A 14320-nucleotide genomic window follows, 5' to 3' on the forward strand; every position below is an offset into this window, starting at 1 on the left:
TGAATTAAGGGTTTATCTGACAGGTAAACCGGTTTACTAGATTGTAAATCGTGTCAGATAGCCTCTTTTTCGCGACCGGCTAAACATTTCCCACAGGCGTTGATGGGAGTGATCCAATGCAGCAATTACAAGCTCTTCCGGCCCGGGTGGAGATGATTAACATCACCAAAACCTACGGCTCAATTCGTTCTCTGCGCGGCGTCAATCTGCAACTGGCCCCCGGGGAAGTGCTCGGTCTGGTGGGCGACAACGGCGCCGGCAAATCGACGCTGACCAAAGTGCTGTCCGGCGCGGTGATCCCTACCAGCGGCGCGATCCGCATTGATGGTGAACAGCAGCACTTCAGCAATCCGGCGGATTCGCGCCGTTGCCATATCGAAATGGTGTATCAGGATCTGTCGCTGTGCGACACGGTCGACGTGGCCGGTAACCTGTTCATGGGCCGCGAACCGACCAGACGCATCCTCGGCGTGCCGTTTCTCGATCAGGTCACAATGCATGCGCAGGCGCGTGAGATGCTGAAAGGTCTGGGCATCTCGATTCCCGATACCCGTCTGCTGGTGCGTAACCTCTCCGGCGGGCAGCGCCAGGCGATTGCAATCGCCCGTGCCGCCGCGTTCGATCCCAAAGTGCTGATTATGGATGAACCCACTGCCGCGCTGGCGGTAGCGGAAGTCGAAGCGGTGCTGGAACTGATTCGCCGCGTGTCGGCGCGCGGCGTCAGCGTGATCCTCATCACCCATCGGCTGCAGGATCTGTTCCTGGTGTGCGATCGCATCATGGTGATGTACGAGGGCACTAACGTCGCCGATCGCCGCGTGGCGGACACCAGCCTGAGCGATATCGTCAACCTGATCGTGGGTGAGAAATTTACCGCGCAGTCCGCGGCAGCACACTGAGGTAACAGGATGAGCATCATGAATTTAGGCAGTTCACGCATGATCCAGCACTCTCTGCCGCGCCGCTTGTTGCATAACCATTCGGGTGTGGTGAGCATCGCGCTGTTTTTTGTCTTTTGCTGCGTGGTGTTTTCGCTGATCACCAGCAACTTTCTTACCAGTACCAACTGGCTGAATATCATCCGGCAAAGCGCGCCGCTTCTGATCGTCGCCACCGCGATGACGCTGGTGATTACTACCGGCGGCATCGATTTATCGGTCGGCTCGACGCTGGCGCTGGTGGGCGCGCTGTCGGCCATTGCGCTCAATAACTGGGGCTTGCCGTGGCCGGTAGTGCTGCTGGGCGGACTGCTGCTCGGTGCGCTGGTGGGCGCCATCAACGGCTTCTTTATCGCCTGGGAAGGGATACCGGCATTTATCGTCACGCTGGCCACGCTGGCAGTGGTGCGCGGCATCGCGCTGCTGGTGACGCAGGGCTATTCGATCCCGGTGCCGGCTGACAGCCTGTTCACCTTTATGGGTCGCGCCTGGGTGCTGGGGATTCCCATGCCGGCACTGATCGGCATCGTGGTGCTGCTGGCCGGTCACATTGTGCTTAATCACCTGCGTTTTGGCCGCTACGTCACCGCTATCGGTGCCAACGCGGAAGGTGCACGCCGCAGCGGTATCAATACTAAAGCGGTGACCATGAAAGTGTACATTCTCAGCGGCATGGCGGCGGCGCTGGCTGGCATGATCATCACCGCGCGCCTCGGCAGCGGCTCCTCTAACCAGGGCGAAGGTTTTGAACTGCAGGTGATTGCGGCGGTGGTGCTGGGCAGCACCAGCCTGTTTGGCGGCTTTGGAACCGTGATCGGTACGCTGCTCGGCGCGCTGTCGATTGCCATTATCCAGAATGGCCTGATTTTATCGCATATCTCGCCGTTTTATACCCAGATCGCCACCGGCACCATCATTCTGCTCGCCATCTGGCTTAACACCCGCATTCTCAACCCGAGCCGCGCGCCCGCCAAAGGATAGCCCATGAAAGGATCAATTTTTCGCCATGCGGATCCGTTGCCGCTCGGCGTCAGCAGCGGTCAGGTGATGACGGTACTCGGTCCGCTGCCGGTGGCGGAGATGGGCGTCACGCTGATGCACGAGCACATTTTACTGGATGCCTCCGGTAAATGGGTGCCGCCCTGCTGCTGTAGCGACCGTCACATTGCTGAAATGCCGGTGCGCATCGAGAACCTCGGCGAGCTGTCGCTCAACCCGCTGATGAGTCGCGACAACTGCCAGCTGTTTGACGTCGACACCGCAATTGACGAGCTGATGAAATACCGCGCGCTGGGCGGCGAAACGGTGATCGATCCGACCAATATCGGCATCGGCCGCGATGGTCAAGCGCTGCAGCGCATCGCCCGTCTCACCGGCCTGAATATTGTGATGGGCACCGGCCTGTATCTGGAGCCGTCGCATCCGGAGTGGGTAAAAACCATCAGCGTGGAACAGCTGACCGACAAGCTGATTTATGACCTCGGCGGACTGCCGGAGAAGCCGGAGGTCCTGGCCGGGCTGATCGGTGAAATCGGCATCTCCAGCCGCTTCACGCCTGATGAAGAGAAATCGCTGCGTGCCGCCGGACGCGCCAGCGCGGCCACCGGCGTACCGATTCAGGTGCATCTGCCGGGCTGGGAGCGGCTCGGCCATAAGGTGCTGGATATTCTGGCGCAGGAAGGTGCCGATCTGCGCCACACCGTGCTGTGTCACATGAACCCCAGCTTTGCCGACAAAACCTACCAGCGCGAGCTGGCAGATCGCGGCGTGTTCCTCGAATACGACATGATCGGCATGAGCTACTACTACGCCGATGAATCGGCGCAGTCTCCGTCCGATGAGGAGAATGCGCGCGCCATTTGCGCACTGATCGACGACGGTTATCTGCCGCAGATTTTGCTGTCGCAGGACGTGTTCCTGAAAACCATGCTGACGCGCTACGGCGGTCACGGCTATGGCTACATCCTCAAACATTTTGTGCCGCGCCTGAAACGTCATGGCGTCAGCGGCGAACAACTCGAAACCCTGATGATCACTAATCCGCAACGGGTGTTTGGCGGATAAACGGAGAAGTTGGCATGCAAAAGAACGTCTTGCTGGTCGGTGAATCCTGGACCAGTACCGCAATGCACGTAAAAGGCTTTGATCAGTTTGCTACCGCCACCTGGCACAGCGGTGCGGCGGATTTTCTCGCTGCGCTGCAGGATAGCACCTATGCCGTCACGCATATGCCGGCTCACGCCGCCGCCACTGATTTTCCGCAGACGCTGAAGGATTTGCAGCGCTGGGACGTGATTATTCTGTCCGATATCGGTGCCAATACCCTGCTGCTGCATCCGGACACCTGGCTGAAAAGCCGGCGCACGCCCAATCGCCTGGCGCTGATTCACGACTATGTTGCCGCGGGTGGCGCATTAATGATGGTAGGCGGCTATTACAGTTTTCAGGGGATTAACGGCGGCGCACGCTATCGCAATACGCTGGTGGAGAAAGTGCTGCCGGTGCGCTGTCTGGCCTGGGACGACCGTATCGAAACGCCGGAAGGCAGTTACGCCGAGGTGACAACGTCACATAAAGTAGTTGCCGATCTTCCCGGCGACTGGCCGTGGCTGCTCGGTTACAACGAAGTGGAGATGCAGCCGGAAGGCACGCTGCTGGCCACCGTGGCGGGCACCGGCCATCCGCTGCTGGCGGTGCGCGAATATCAGCAAGGCCGCTCGCTGGTGTGGACCAGTGACATGTCAGCCCACTGGCTGCCGGAAGAGTTCAGCCGCTGGCCGGGCTATCGCCAGCTGTGGGTCAACTGTCTCGACTGGCTGACGGAGCGTGACTGATGCCAGCGCGATCACTGCCTCTGGCACAGCAGTTGCTGAGCTTTGACACCATCAATCCACCGGGCCATGAGCTCGCCTGTGTGCAATTCCTCGCCGCGTGGCTGCAGGAGCAGGGCTTCGTGGTAGAACTGACGGGGTTTGGTGAGCAGCGCGCCAACCTGATCGCCCTCCTGCCGGGCCAGATGCCGGGCAAACCGCTGGCCTTTACCGGCCATCTGGACACCGTGCCGCTGGGCAATCAGCCGTGGCAGTTTGATCCGTTTGGTCACGACATTGATGGCGACCGGCTGTACGGCCGCGGTGCCAGCGATATGAAAGCGGCGGTAGCGGCGTTTGTGCTGGCCTGCGTGCAGCACAAAGCGGCGATTGCCGCCGGGTGCGGCGTGGTGCTGCTGCTGACCGGCGGTGAAGAGACCGGCTGCCACGGTGCCCAGGCGCTGATCGCGGCCGGGCAGTTGCCTGAAGTCGGCGCGCTGATCGTGGGCGAGCCGACCGCCAACCAGCCGGTGATCGGCCACAAAGGCGCGCTGTGGCTGCGCTGCGAAACGCGTGGCAAAACCGCGCACGGAGCCATGCCGGAGCTGGGTATCAACGCCATCTACCTGGCGGCTGATGCGCTGGGTAAAATTCGTCACTTTTCACCGGGCGCGCCACATCCGCTAATGAAACAGCCGACGCTGAACGTCGGCCGCATTGAGGGCGGCCTCAACATCAACTCGGTGCCGGACCGCGCCGCGTTTGATGTGGATATCCGCAGCGCGCCCAACCTGCAACACGCGGTGATTCGCCAGCAGCTGGCGACCTTTCTCGGTGACAGCGTGCACATCAGCACGCTGGTCGATCTGCCGGCGGTGCTAAGCCCTGAGCGGCACCAGTGGATTCAGTCGGTGTACCGTGCCTGCGAAGCCGTGACGCAGCAACCTGCGGAAGCGCGCATCGTGCCCTATTTTACCGATGCCTCGCTGCTGCTGCCGGCGCTCGGCGATCCGCCCTGCATCATTCTCGGTCCCGGTGAGCCGACGCAGGCGCACCAGACTGATGAATACTGCCTGGTGAGCCGTCTGAGCGAGGCAGAGCAGATTTACGGGCAGCTCATCGCTGACTGGATGCGCTGAGTGCCGCTGATGCGCTAAAAACGGATTTTTTCCCTCTGCGGCGCCGGAAACGTCCAGCAGCCTGTTACACTCGTCGGCTATAACAACTTTTTAACGTCAGCGGCGCAGTGTGCTGGCGTTATTACGCAGGATAGTCGCGGTTATGCCCGTCAATTTTGACCTCAACGATCTCTACGCCTTCCGCGCGCTGGTGGAGTACGGCAACTTTCGTCTGGCGGCGGAGTCAATCTGCCTGTCGCAGTCAGCGCTCAGCCGCAGAATTGAGAAGCTGGAAGCGGCGCTCGGCACCCGGCTGTTTGACCGCACTACGCGGCGCGTCACGCTAACGCTGTATGGCCAGAACTTTGCTCAGCGCTCGGAGCAGCTGCTGGATAATGTCGAATCAATGCTGGCCGACGTCGAGCGCGCCAGCCAGGATCGCACCGGCCTGATCACCGTCGCTACCGTGCCCTCGGGCGCGTACTATTTTATGCCGGAGGTGATCCGCCGCTTTCAGGCGCGTTACCCGCGCGTGCGCATCAAGCTGATTGATAGCAGCGTCGGCAACGTGATGGATGCGGTGAGCAGCGGACAGGCCGATTTCGGTATCTGTTTTGCGCGCAATTTACCGCCGGAGCTTACCTTCACGCCGCTGGTGGAAGATGTTTACGTCGCCGCCTGTCGCCACGATCATCCGCTGGCGACGCGCCAGCAGCTCAGCTGGCAGGAGTATTTTGCGCAGGATTATGTGGCGCTGGATAAGGTGTCCGGTAACCGCAATCTGCTGGACAGTGCGCTGGCGCATCTTACGCCCGCCCGGCAAAGTATCTGCGAAACGCGCCATGTCACGACGCTGCTGGGGATGGTAGAAGCGGGCATCGGCATTGCTGCCGTGCCCGCGATGTCGATGCCGGCGAACGGGCATCCGCTGCTGCGCCAGCTGGCGCTGACCGATCCGCAGGTCACCCGTTCGGTGGGACTAATTCGCCGCAGCGGACGTATGCAATCTTACGTCGCTGCGGAGCTGGAAAAGCTGATTATCGAACAGTCTCAGCACGCTTAACGCGCGGTTTGCAACGTCAGCGCGCGGCGGCGATACAGGTACAGCGTCGCCAGCAGCGCGCAAATCGCCGCGAAGCTCATCCAGTAACCCGGTGACGCTTTGTCGCCGGTGTATTCGATCAGCGCGGTAGAGACTACCGGCGTGAAGCCGCCAAACAGCGCGGTTGCCAGGCTGTAGGCCAGCGAGAAACCGGCGACGCGCACTTCTGCCGGCATCACTTCAGTCAGCGCCGGGATCATCGCACCGTTATACAGGCCGTAAATAAACGACAGCCACAGCAGCACGCTCAGCATCATGCTGAAGGTCGGCGTCTGCGCCAGCAGCGTCAGTGCCGGATAGGCGGTCGCCAGCGCCAGCAGCGTCATCGCCAGCAGCACCGGTTTACGCCCAAAGCGGTCCGACAGCGCACCGCCAATTGGCAGCCAGATAAAGTTGGAGATCGCCACCAGCAGCGTCACCAGCAGGCTGTCCGAGGCGCTCAGCATCAGCACTTTTTTGCCGAAGGTAGGGGCATAGACGGTAATGAGGTAGAACGCGGTGGTGGTCATCGCCACCATCAGCATCCCGGCAATCACCACCGGCCAGTTCTGCAACAACGTGCTAAATACCTGACGCATATCCAGATGATGACGGCGCGCGCTGAACTCCTGCGTCTCCTCCAGACGGCGGCGCAGAATAAAGATAAACGGCACGATCAGGCAGCCAAACAGGAACGGAATACGCCAGCCCCAGGCGCTGATGGCGCTCTGCTCCAGCGCGGCATTGAGCGCGAAGCCCATTGCGGCAGCGACCATAATGGCAACCTGCTGACTGCCGGATTGCCAGCTGGTGTAGAAACCTTTGCGCCCCGGCGTGGCAATCTCTGCCAGATAAACCGACACGCCACCCAGTTCTGCCCCGGCCGAGAAGCCCTGCAGCAAACGACCAATCAGCACCAGCAGCGGCGCCCACAGGCCAATCGACTGGTACGACGGAATCAGCACGATCAGGAAGGTGCCCGCCGCCATGATCGACAGCGTGACGATCAGCCCTTTGCGCCGGCCAACCTTATCGATATAAGCGCCCAGCACAATCGCGCCAATCGGCCGCATCAGGAAGCCGGCACCGAACACCGCAAAGGTCATCATCAGCGACGCGAATTCGCTGCTGGCGGGGAAAAAGGCGTGCGCGATATAGGTGGCATAGAAACCGAACAGAAAGAAATCAAACTGTTCGAGGAAGTTGCCGGAGGTGACGCGGAAAATAGCGCCAACCCGGGCTCGGGTGGTCATCGGTAAGGCAGAGGAATGCATAAGTATCTCCAGTTTGTCCCTGGCGCTGTTATCAATCGCGCCTGCTTCGGAAGACTGGATCAGAACGTTAAGGTTAATAAGCGCAATAAACGCATGGCTTGATGCGTCTGACGCATCAATCGCTGCCGGCAACGGGCCGCCCCCAATATTAACAATGAGTTAACAAAGCCAGCCCCATTTTTACTCCGCTCAGGCCCGCGGGCACTACAATACAGATTTGTGACCGGCTTCAAGCCGCCCACCGTGAGGCTGGCGCATCACAGAATTAACACATCTCTTTTTTCGCATATGTAGTTGACTTCATCACGTCGCCGCAGGACACTGTCGGCTTTCCATCCAGGAGGTATTATGTCGCCGCTAACGCCACTGCAGCTGTTTAAAAACCTTTCCGATGAGACGCGTCTGACGCTGGTGCTGCTGCTGAAAGAACGTCAGGAGCTGTGCGTGTGCGAGCTGTCTGCCATCCTGCAACTGCCGCAGCCGAAGATTTCCCGCCATCTGGCACTGCTACGTACTAGCGGTTTGCTGAGCGATCGTCGTGACGGCAAGTGGATCTACTATCGCCTTTCGCCGCATATGCCGGTGTGGGCGGCGACGGTGATCGAACAGGCATGGCAATGTCAGCGCGATGCGATCCATGCCCTGCTGCTGCCGGTGCAGCGCGACCAGCTGACCACCGATGGCCGGGCGGTGTGTCTGTAAAAAATTTTACCCATACATATTCGATTTACCATATATGAAACGAACACAACCTGACTTTCCGGAGGAAACATGCTATTGGCAGGGACTATTTTCGCCATTACTTTACTGCTGGTGATCTGGCAACCGCGCGGGCTGGGCATTGGCTGGAGCGCCAGCGCCGGCGCGCTTCTGGCGCTGCTGACGGGCGTGGTGCATCCCGGCGATATCCCGGCGGTGTGGCAGATTGTCTGGAACGCTACCGCCACCTTTATCGCGGTGATCATCATCAGCCTGCTGCTTGATGAGGCCGGCTTTTTTGCCTGGGCGGCACTGCACGTGGCGCGCTGGGGCGGTGGCAGCGGTAAAAAATTGTTCTCCTTTATTATCCTGCTGGGTGCCGCAGTCGCCGCGCTGTTTGCCAATGACGGAGCCGCGCTGATTCTGACGCCTATCGTGATCGCGATGCTGCTGGCGCTGGGTTTCAGCCGGGGGGCCACGCTGGCGTTTGTCATGGCGGCCGGGTTTATCGCCGATACCGCCAGCCTGCCGCTGGTAGTGTCCAATCTGGTTAACATCGTCTCGGCCGACTATTTCCGGCTCGGCTTTGGCGATTACGCCGCCGTGATGGTGCCGGTCACGCTGGCGGCGGTGCTGGCGACATTGCTGATGCTGCATCTGTTTTTCCGCAAAGAGCTACCGCTCAGCTATGATCGCGCCCGGCTGACGTCGCCCGCGGCGGCAATTCGGGATCGCGCTACTTTCCGCGCGGGATGGCTGGTGCTGCTCTTGTTGCTGGTCGGCTTTTTTGCCCTTGAGCCGCTGGGCGTACCGGTAAGTGCCGTGGCCGCCGCAGGCGCACTGATGCTGTGGCTGGTGGCGCGGCGGGGTCAGGTGATTGATACGCGTAAAGTGCTGCGCAGCGCGCCGTGGCAGATTGTGGTGTTTTCGCTCGGCATGTACCTGGTGGTGTATGGTTTGCGCAACGCCGGGCTGACCGTCTGGCTTACCGGCTTGCTGAATAGTTTTTCTGCAACCGGCCTGTGGGGCGCAACGTTTGCCACGGGCTTCTTCAGCGCCCTGCTCTCCTCCATCATGAACAATATGCCGACGGTGCTGGTGGGCGCCCTGGCGATTGATGCCAGCACGGCGCACGGCGTGGTGCGCGAGGCGATGATTTACGCCAACATTATCGGCTGCGATCTGGGCCCGAAAATCACCCCGATTGGCAGTCTGGCAACGCTGCTGTGGCTGCACGTGCTGGCGCAAAAAAATATCCGCATCAGCTGGGGCTACTATTTTCGCGTCGGCATCACTCTGACGTTACCGGTGCTGGCCGTGACGCTGGCAGCGCTGGCGCTGCGCCTTTCCCTTTGACCGTTAAGAGACTGACAATGACTAACATTACTATCTATCACAACCCGGACTGCGGTACCTCGCGCAATACGCTGGCATTGATTCGCAACAGCGACGTCGAGCCCACCATTGTGCTTTATCTGGTTACGCCGCCCACGCGTGAAACGTTGCAGCAATTGATCGACGCCATGGGGATTGGCCTGCGCGCCCTGGTGCGCCAAAACACCGACGCCTGGCAGGCGCTGGGGTCCGCACGTGAAACGCTGAGCGATGAGCAACTGCTGGATGCCATGCTGGCGCAGCCGATTCTCATCAACCGCCCGATTGTGGTGACGCCACTGGGAACGCGTCTGTGCCGTCCTTCTGAGCAGGTGCTGGATATCCTGCCCGATGCGCAGCGCGGTCCGTTTACTAAAGAGGATGGTGAGGTGGTGATTGATGCGCAGGGCCGGCGCGTCAGTCTTTAGTCGGTCAGAAATCGTCCCGGATAATCTGCTTCAATCGCGTGCACCTGGTCATAACGGCCAAACAGGCGATAGCGATTGCGGGCAATCAGGTTGTAGATCAGGTTAGTGAGCCCGTCCGGCAGATAACGCAGAACGCCGCAGGCGCGCCACGGCCAGGGCAGCGAGTGCATAATGCGACAGATGGCCTGCGCGCGCAGCCAGTGCTGCCCATCGCGAAGTAACACGATGGTGCGGATGTTATCGTGCGGTAATCCAGCGTGCTGCAGCAGCTGTTTGCCGCGTTCGCTCTGGATCGCCGCAAAGTGATAATCGCGCGGCAAGCGGTGGCGCAGCAGAAAAATCACCCAGGCATTACACAGCTTGCATTGTCCATCATAAAGGATGATCGGCTGGCCGGACTCGGGTTGCACGGATGATGACACCTGACCTCCGCATTGCAGATACAAAAAAACCGGTGAGGCGACACGCCCCACCGGTTCTATTATATGTCACTTATCAGAAGCTGACTTTCACGCCCGCCACCGCGCTGGTGTCGCTGTAGCTGTGGTTGCCCAGCTGCTGCGCCACGCCGCCCCACAGATTGACGTTCGCGTTCAGCCGCGCGTCCACGCCCAGCTTCACCTCGGCGGCGTTACGCGTGCCCGCCTGCTGGATGTTCACGCCGTTCAGCGCGGTGCCGAACGCCCTGCTGTTGTGCAGCCAGTTCGCCTCAGCGTACGGCTCGATGGCGCTCTGCGCCTGCGGGTCGAGCAGCGTGCGCAGCGAGGCGCGCACACCCAGGCGGCTCTGCAAGTTGTCCTGGCCGGTGGCCTGCACGCGGCTGCCGTTCTGCTCCTTCACGTCGTCCGCCTTCACGCCCTGCCAGTTCAGCTGCGCCTGCGGACGCAGCCACAGGCTGGTGCTGTCGCTCAGCGTCGCCACTTCTGCGCGGTAGCCGCCGGCCAGCGACGCGCTGATGCCTTTCGACTTGTACGACTGCTGGCCGATGTCATCGCCCTTCACGCTGTTGTTAAACCAGCCGTAGCTCAGTGAGCTGTCAACAAACGCGCCGCTCTGCTCTGCCGCGTTCTGCAGCCAGCTGCCGTACACGCCCAGGCTGTAGCCGTTCACCTGGCCGCGCGACTGATAGCCGCTCACCGCCGAGCGCGACTTGCTCTGCGCGTTACCATATCCGGCCATCGCGCCGAGGCGCAGGCTGTCGCTGCCGGTCAGCGTGCCGCCCGCCACGTCGCCGCCCAGCTGGATGGCGTAGCGGTTGGTGTCTGACTTCAGCTGGCCGCTGCTGTCTTTCACCCGGCTGTGGCCGGCGCTGTTGTGCAGCCACAGGCGCGTGCTCTGCTGCTGGCCGCTGGCGTCGGTGTAGAAGGTTTCCGCCGGACGGTCATCCATGCTGGTGGTAAACAGCGTGTTGGCCGCCGCGAGGTTGGCGCTGTAGCTGGCCGCTTCAGGACGCACGATCATGTTGTGCTGATCCACCGGCGGCTCGACGATCTGGCCGCCTTCGCCCTCGCCCGGCGTCACCACCGGATCGGGGTCGCTGCTGTTTTTATCGCTCATCAGATACCAGCCGTGCTGATCCGCGCCCTTCACCAGGCTGTAGTCATAGGCACCGGCGACGATACGCCCTTTCTGGCGGAACTCGCCGTTGCTGGCGCCGTCCACCTGAATCAGCTGCATGCCCTGAATGGTCTGCGCGCCGCTGCCGCCGGCGTTGTTGACCACCACGTCGGTGCTGCCGCTGCTGTCGCCGAGGATGTGCAGCTTATCGCTGGCGGAGTTGTCGTCGCCCAGCGCCGCGTTCATTATCAGCGTGCTGTTGTCGCCGCTGTAGTTGCCGTTGACCGTCAGGGTGCTGAAGCCGGCGCCGTCATGGGTGAAGTTCAGCGTGCTGTTGCTGGCGCTCAGCGTATCGACGCTGCTGTCGCCGATGATGTTCCACTGGCTGTTGTCATTCAGCGTCAGCGTATTCAGGCCGGATGACGCGCCGGTCCATGCCGAGCTGCCGCTCAGGTTGATCTGGCTGTCCTGCGTCTGGCTGCGGTCGATGTCCACGTTACCTTCGAACAGCGAGTGGTTGCTGCCGTTCAGTACTACCGAGCCGGCGGTTGAACCTTCGGTGGTGCTGTAGCCGGTTTTCAGCAGCGTGCCGCCGCTCAGCAGCGAGTTGTCGGCGTCGATGTGCATGTCGGTGCCGGTCAGCACGTTGACGGCGGTGCCGTCGGTGGCGGTGATGGCGGTATTCGCCAGTTTAATATCCGCCAGCGTTGTCTGTCGTTTGGAGACAATGCCAGTGGCGTTTTCGCCGGATACATTAATATCGGAATCGCTGAGGGAAAGCGTATTATGTGCATCCGGATAATATAAATTCAGCACGTTGATGGCCGCGTTAAACCCTTGAGAATCTGTGCCGCTTTTTTCAATGGTAACGTTATTACCCTTAAATGTGCTGCCGTCCTGGACTTCAATGCCGTAACCGCCGCTGTGCGCCTGCACGGAAACATTTTTGCTATTTAACGTACCGCCCATTCCCGCTGCCAGTGCCGAATTACTGGCATCAGTGATAATCCCGACATTTTCGAGACTGGCCGTTCCGCTATATACGGCAAGCACTGCGTTTCCGGCATTCTGCCCCATTACGATTTGGCTGTCGGACAGATTAAATACCGTCCCTTCTCCCGACGCGTAAGTGCCTATTCCATCACCAGTAATTTCAATCGCGGTGTTTGTGGCATTCAGCGTTGATTTTCCATCCGCCTTCAGGCCATTTGCTCCGTTGCCACTGATTGCAACCGTACTGTCATTCACATTCAGAAGAGAGCCTTCACCACTGACATAACCCCCATCAGAATAATCACCTGAAGTACTTAATTTTGTTCCTGAAACGTTCAGCTTCGCGCCGCTCGCGGCATATGCGCCATAAGCGTTTCTCCCGGTAGTTGTCAGCGTACTGTCTGCCAGCGTCAACTCCGTGCCGGCACTGTCAGCGTAAACGCCATAAGACTTAACGCCGCCGGTAACAACCTGCACCCCACTGGCATTCAATGTTGCGGTGCTGCCGGCATAGATACCATGCGCACTTTCACCGCTGGTGGAGTACGTTCCGTCCGTCAGCGTGACTTCCGTGCCCACGTTATTTGCAGTCACGCCATTGGACTCCGTACCGCTGGTGGTCACCTGCACGCCGCTGGCGCTGAGTTTGCCGCCGGATCCCGCCGCCAGGCCGGAGGCTTTGCTGCCGGCGGTGGTAACGGTTCCGCCTGTCATCGTCAGTTTACTGCCCTTTTCAGTGACCATGACGCCATAAGACTGGTCGCCACGGGTGCTGACCTGTACGTTGCTGGCATTTAAGGTTGAAGCGCTGCCGGCATACAGACCAAAAGCATTTCCGCCGGTGGTTTCGAACGCACTGTTCTCCAGGTTCACTTCCGTACTGGCATTGTTGGCGGTCACGCCATTCGACTGGTTACCGCTGGTGCTGACCTGCACGCCGCTGGCGCTGAGTCTGCTGCCGGTACCCGCGGCCAGACCGTAGGCTCTGGTGCCGGTCGTGGTCACTTTGCCGCCCGTCATCGTCAGTTCACTGCCTTTGTCTGTGACCATCACCGCATAAGACTGATCGCCGCTGGTGCTCACCTGCACATCGCTGGCATTAAGTTGGCCGCCGGAGCCGGCGAACAGACCGTAGGCTTTCGCACCGCCGGTGGTGACGCTGCCGCCGGTTAAATCGATGAGCGAGCCGGTGGCACGGGAATAAGCACCGTGGGCACTGTCGCCGCGCGTAAGATAGTCTGCGTTCAGGCTGTTAATAATCCCGGCCGAAGAGGCATAGGCGCCGTAGGCGGCCTGTCCGGTGGTTTCCACGCGGGTGCCATCGAGTTTTAAGGTGCCGGTCCGGCTGGCGACCACGCCGTAGCCGCCGGTGCCGGTGGTTTGCACGCTGCCGCGCGTCATCTCAGTCGCTGAGGACGCAAGGGTGGAGAAAACACCGTAGCCATTATTGCCAGCGTTGAGCACGGTGACATCTGTGGCGCTGGCCTGTCCGCCGTTCTGCACCAGCAGCCCATAGTGATCGTTACCGGTTGCCTGCAGCGTCTGGTTGCTCAGTTCCAGCTTATCCTCCGGGCCGTTTACCAGTGCGCCATGTTCAGAGGCCAGTGCCATCGGTGACCCCGCCAGCAGCAGAGCCGAACCCAGCGCACCGCTGACCAGCCGTGATTTACCCGCCGCTTTACCTGAACAGGATGATTTGACTTTGCCGCGCGCCAGTTCAGAGGTGACGACATAACATTGCAGGGCATAATTCCAGATAACGCGATAACTTTTGTTCATAATTTTCCTGACCCGGATTCAATCAAAATCTTGCGGCTTAACTCTCTTTCTGCCGTTCAGCCTGAAGTGGCCGATGAAAAAATCTTCGCAAAATCGTCAGGGGGTGAACATGAGAGCACCGGCAGGCGGCTGTAGTCGCCGGACTACAAAAAGTAAGCTGTCGCGCTATGTTCAGGATCAATAAATCGTGCAATGCAGCGAAGAAAACCTGGCTGCAGAAGAAGACTGCTGAGGGCGAGGGTAAATGGCGGGGTTAAAAAAACGGCCCC

The 14320-nt window shown here is 60.2% G+C and carries 12 protein-coding genes; 9 read left to right on the forward strand and 3 right to left on the reverse strand.

Annotated elements, in window-relative coordinates:
* Positions 1-152 precede the first annotated feature (152 nt).
* The 6 genes from CBW22_RS19590 to CBW22_RS19615 all read left to right on the forward strand — a co-directional run bounded on the left by CBW22_RS19590 (position 153) and on the right by CBW22_RS19615 (position 5929).
* Positions 153-899 (forward strand): ATP-binding cassette domain-containing protein, encoded by a 747-nt coding sequence (locus CBW22_RS19590; RefSeq protein WP_176428156.1) that lies wholly within the window; start codon positions 153-155, stop codon positions 897-899.
* Between the two features lie 18 nt (positions 900-917).
* Positions 918-1919 (forward strand): ABC transporter permease, encoded by a 1002-nt coding sequence (locus tag CBW22_RS19595; RefSeq protein WP_166719223.1) that lies wholly within the window; start codon positions 918-920, stop codon positions 1917-1919.
* A 3-nt stretch (positions 1920-1922) separates the two neighbouring features.
* Complete coding sequence (locus CBW22_RS19600) at positions 1923-3002, forward strand: phosphotriesterase family protein (RefSeq protein ID WP_088517626.1); 1080 nt, start codon at positions 1923-1925, stop codon at positions 3000-3002.
* A 14-nt stretch (positions 3003-3016) separates the two neighbouring features.
* On the forward strand, positions 3017-3772 hold the full coding sequence (locus CBW22_RS19605) for a glutamine amidotransferase (protein ID WP_088517627.1): 756 nt from the start codon (positions 3017-3019) through the stop codon (positions 3770-3772).
* Positions 3772-4887 carry a M20 family metallopeptidase gene (locus tag CBW22_RS19610; protein ID WP_088517628.1) on the forward strand — a complete coding sequence of 372 codons (1116 nt, stop codon included), beginning with the start codon at positions 3772-3774 and terminating at the stop codon, positions 4885-4887. Before CBW22_RS19605 ends, CBW22_RS19610 begins: the two co-directional genes overlap by 1 nt.
* A 142-nt stretch (positions 4888-5029) precedes the next feature.
* Positions 5030-5929, forward strand: a complete 900-nt coding sequence (locus CBW22_RS19615) for a LysR family transcriptional regulator (protein ID WP_058775038.1) — start codon at positions 5030-5032, stop codon at positions 5927-5929.
* On the opposite strand, the gene CBW22_RS19620 is transcribed toward CBW22_RS19615, so the two are convergent.
* The gene (locus CBW22_RS19620) at positions 5926-7221 is read right to left on the reverse strand and encodes an MFS transporter (protein WP_088517679.1); all 1296 of its coding nucleotides are present in this window, start codon (positions 7219-7221) and stop codon (positions 5926-5928) included. The genes CBW22_RS19615 and CBW22_RS19620 overlap by 4 nt on opposite strands.
* Before the next feature lie 348 nt (positions 7222-7569).
* Here CBW22_RS19620 and CBW22_RS19625 point away from each other — a divergent pair, with 348 nt between their 5' ends.
* From CBW22_RS19625 to arsC, 3 genes are all read left to right on the forward strand, one after another.
* Positions 7570-7923, forward strand: a complete 354-nt coding sequence (locus CBW22_RS19625) for a metalloregulator ArsR/SmtB family transcription factor (RefSeq protein WP_088517629.1) — start codon at positions 7570-7572, stop codon at positions 7921-7923.
* 69 nt (positions 7924-7992) lie between these two features.
* Positions 7993-9276, forward strand: a complete 1284-nt coding sequence (locus tag CBW22_RS19630; protein ID WP_088517630.1) for an arsenic transporter — start codon at positions 7993-7995, stop codon at positions 9274-9276.
* 17 nt (positions 9277-9293) lie between these two features.
* Positions 9294-9722, forward strand: coding sequence for an arsenate reductase (glutaredoxin) (gene arsC, locus CBW22_RS19635; protein WP_088517631.1), 429 nt, complete (start codon positions 9294-9296; stop codon positions 9720-9722).
* Here arsC and CBW22_RS19640 read toward each other — a convergent pair.
* The gene (locus CBW22_RS19640) at positions 9719-10144 is read right to left on the reverse strand and encodes a thiol-disulfide oxidoreductase DCC family protein (protein ID WP_141097338.1); all 426 of its coding nucleotides are present in this window, start codon (positions 10142-10144) and stop codon (positions 9719-9721) included. The two genes, arsC and CBW22_RS19640, sit on opposite strands and share 4 nt — an antisense overlap.
* A gap of 73 nt (positions 10145-10217) precedes the next feature.
* Positions 10218-14051 carry an autotransporter outer membrane beta-barrel domain-containing protein gene (locus CBW22_RS19645; RefSeq protein WP_088517632.1) on the reverse strand — a complete coding sequence of 1278 codons (3834 nt, stop codon included), beginning with the start codon at positions 14049-14051 and terminating at the stop codon, positions 10218-10220.
* Positions 14052-14320: the final 269 nt, after the last annotated feature.

Origin of the sequence: Pantoea sp. VS1 (assembly GCF_002207995.1) — a bacterium.
Lineage (GTDB): Bacteria > Pseudomonadota > Gammaproteobacteria > Enterobacterales > Enterobacteriaceae > Pantoea > Pantoea dispersa.

Bases quoted from the DNA above. Each gene is read 5' to 3' on its own strand.
- CBW22_RS19590 (WP_176428156.1), top strand. From the start codon at position 153: ATGATTAACATCACCAAAACCTACGGCTCAATTCGTTCTCTGCGCGGC.
- CBW22_RS19595 (WP_166719223.1), top strand. From the start codon at position 918: ATGAATTTAGGCAGTTCACGCATGATCCAGCACTCTCTGCCGCGCCGC.
- CBW22_RS19600 (WP_088517626.1), top strand. From the start codon at position 1,923: ATGAAAGGATCAATTTTTCGCCATGCGGATCCGTTGCCGCTCGGCGTC.
- CBW22_RS19605 (WP_088517627.1), top strand. From the start codon at position 3,017: ATGCAAAAGAACGTCTTGCTGGTCGGTGAATCCTGGACCAGTACCGCA.
- CBW22_RS19610 (WP_088517628.1), top strand. From the start codon at position 3,772: ATGCCAGCGCGATCACTGCCTCTGGCACAGCAGTTGCTGAGCTTTGAC.
- CBW22_RS19615 (WP_058775038.1), top strand. From the start codon at position 5,030: ATGCCCGTCAATTTTGACCTCAACGATCTCTACGCCTTCCGCGCGCTG.
- CBW22_RS19620 (WP_088517679.1), bottom strand. From the start codon at position 7,221: ATGCATTCCTCTGCCTTACCGATGACCACCCGAGCCCGGGTTGGCGCT.
- CBW22_RS19625 (WP_088517629.1), top strand. From the start codon at position 7,570: ATGTCGCCGCTAACGCCACTGCAGCTGTTTAAAAACCTTTCCGATGAG.
- CBW22_RS19630 (WP_088517630.1), top strand. From the start codon at position 7,993: ATGCTATTGGCAGGGACTATTTTCGCCATTACTTTACTGCTGGTGATC.
- arsC (WP_088517631.1), top strand. From the start codon at position 9,294: ATGACTAACATTACTATCTATCACAACCCGGACTGCGGTACCTCGCGC.
- CBW22_RS19645 (WP_088517632.1), bottom strand. From the start codon at position 14,051: ATGAACAAAAGTTATCGCGTTATCTGGAATTATGCCCTGCAATGTTAT.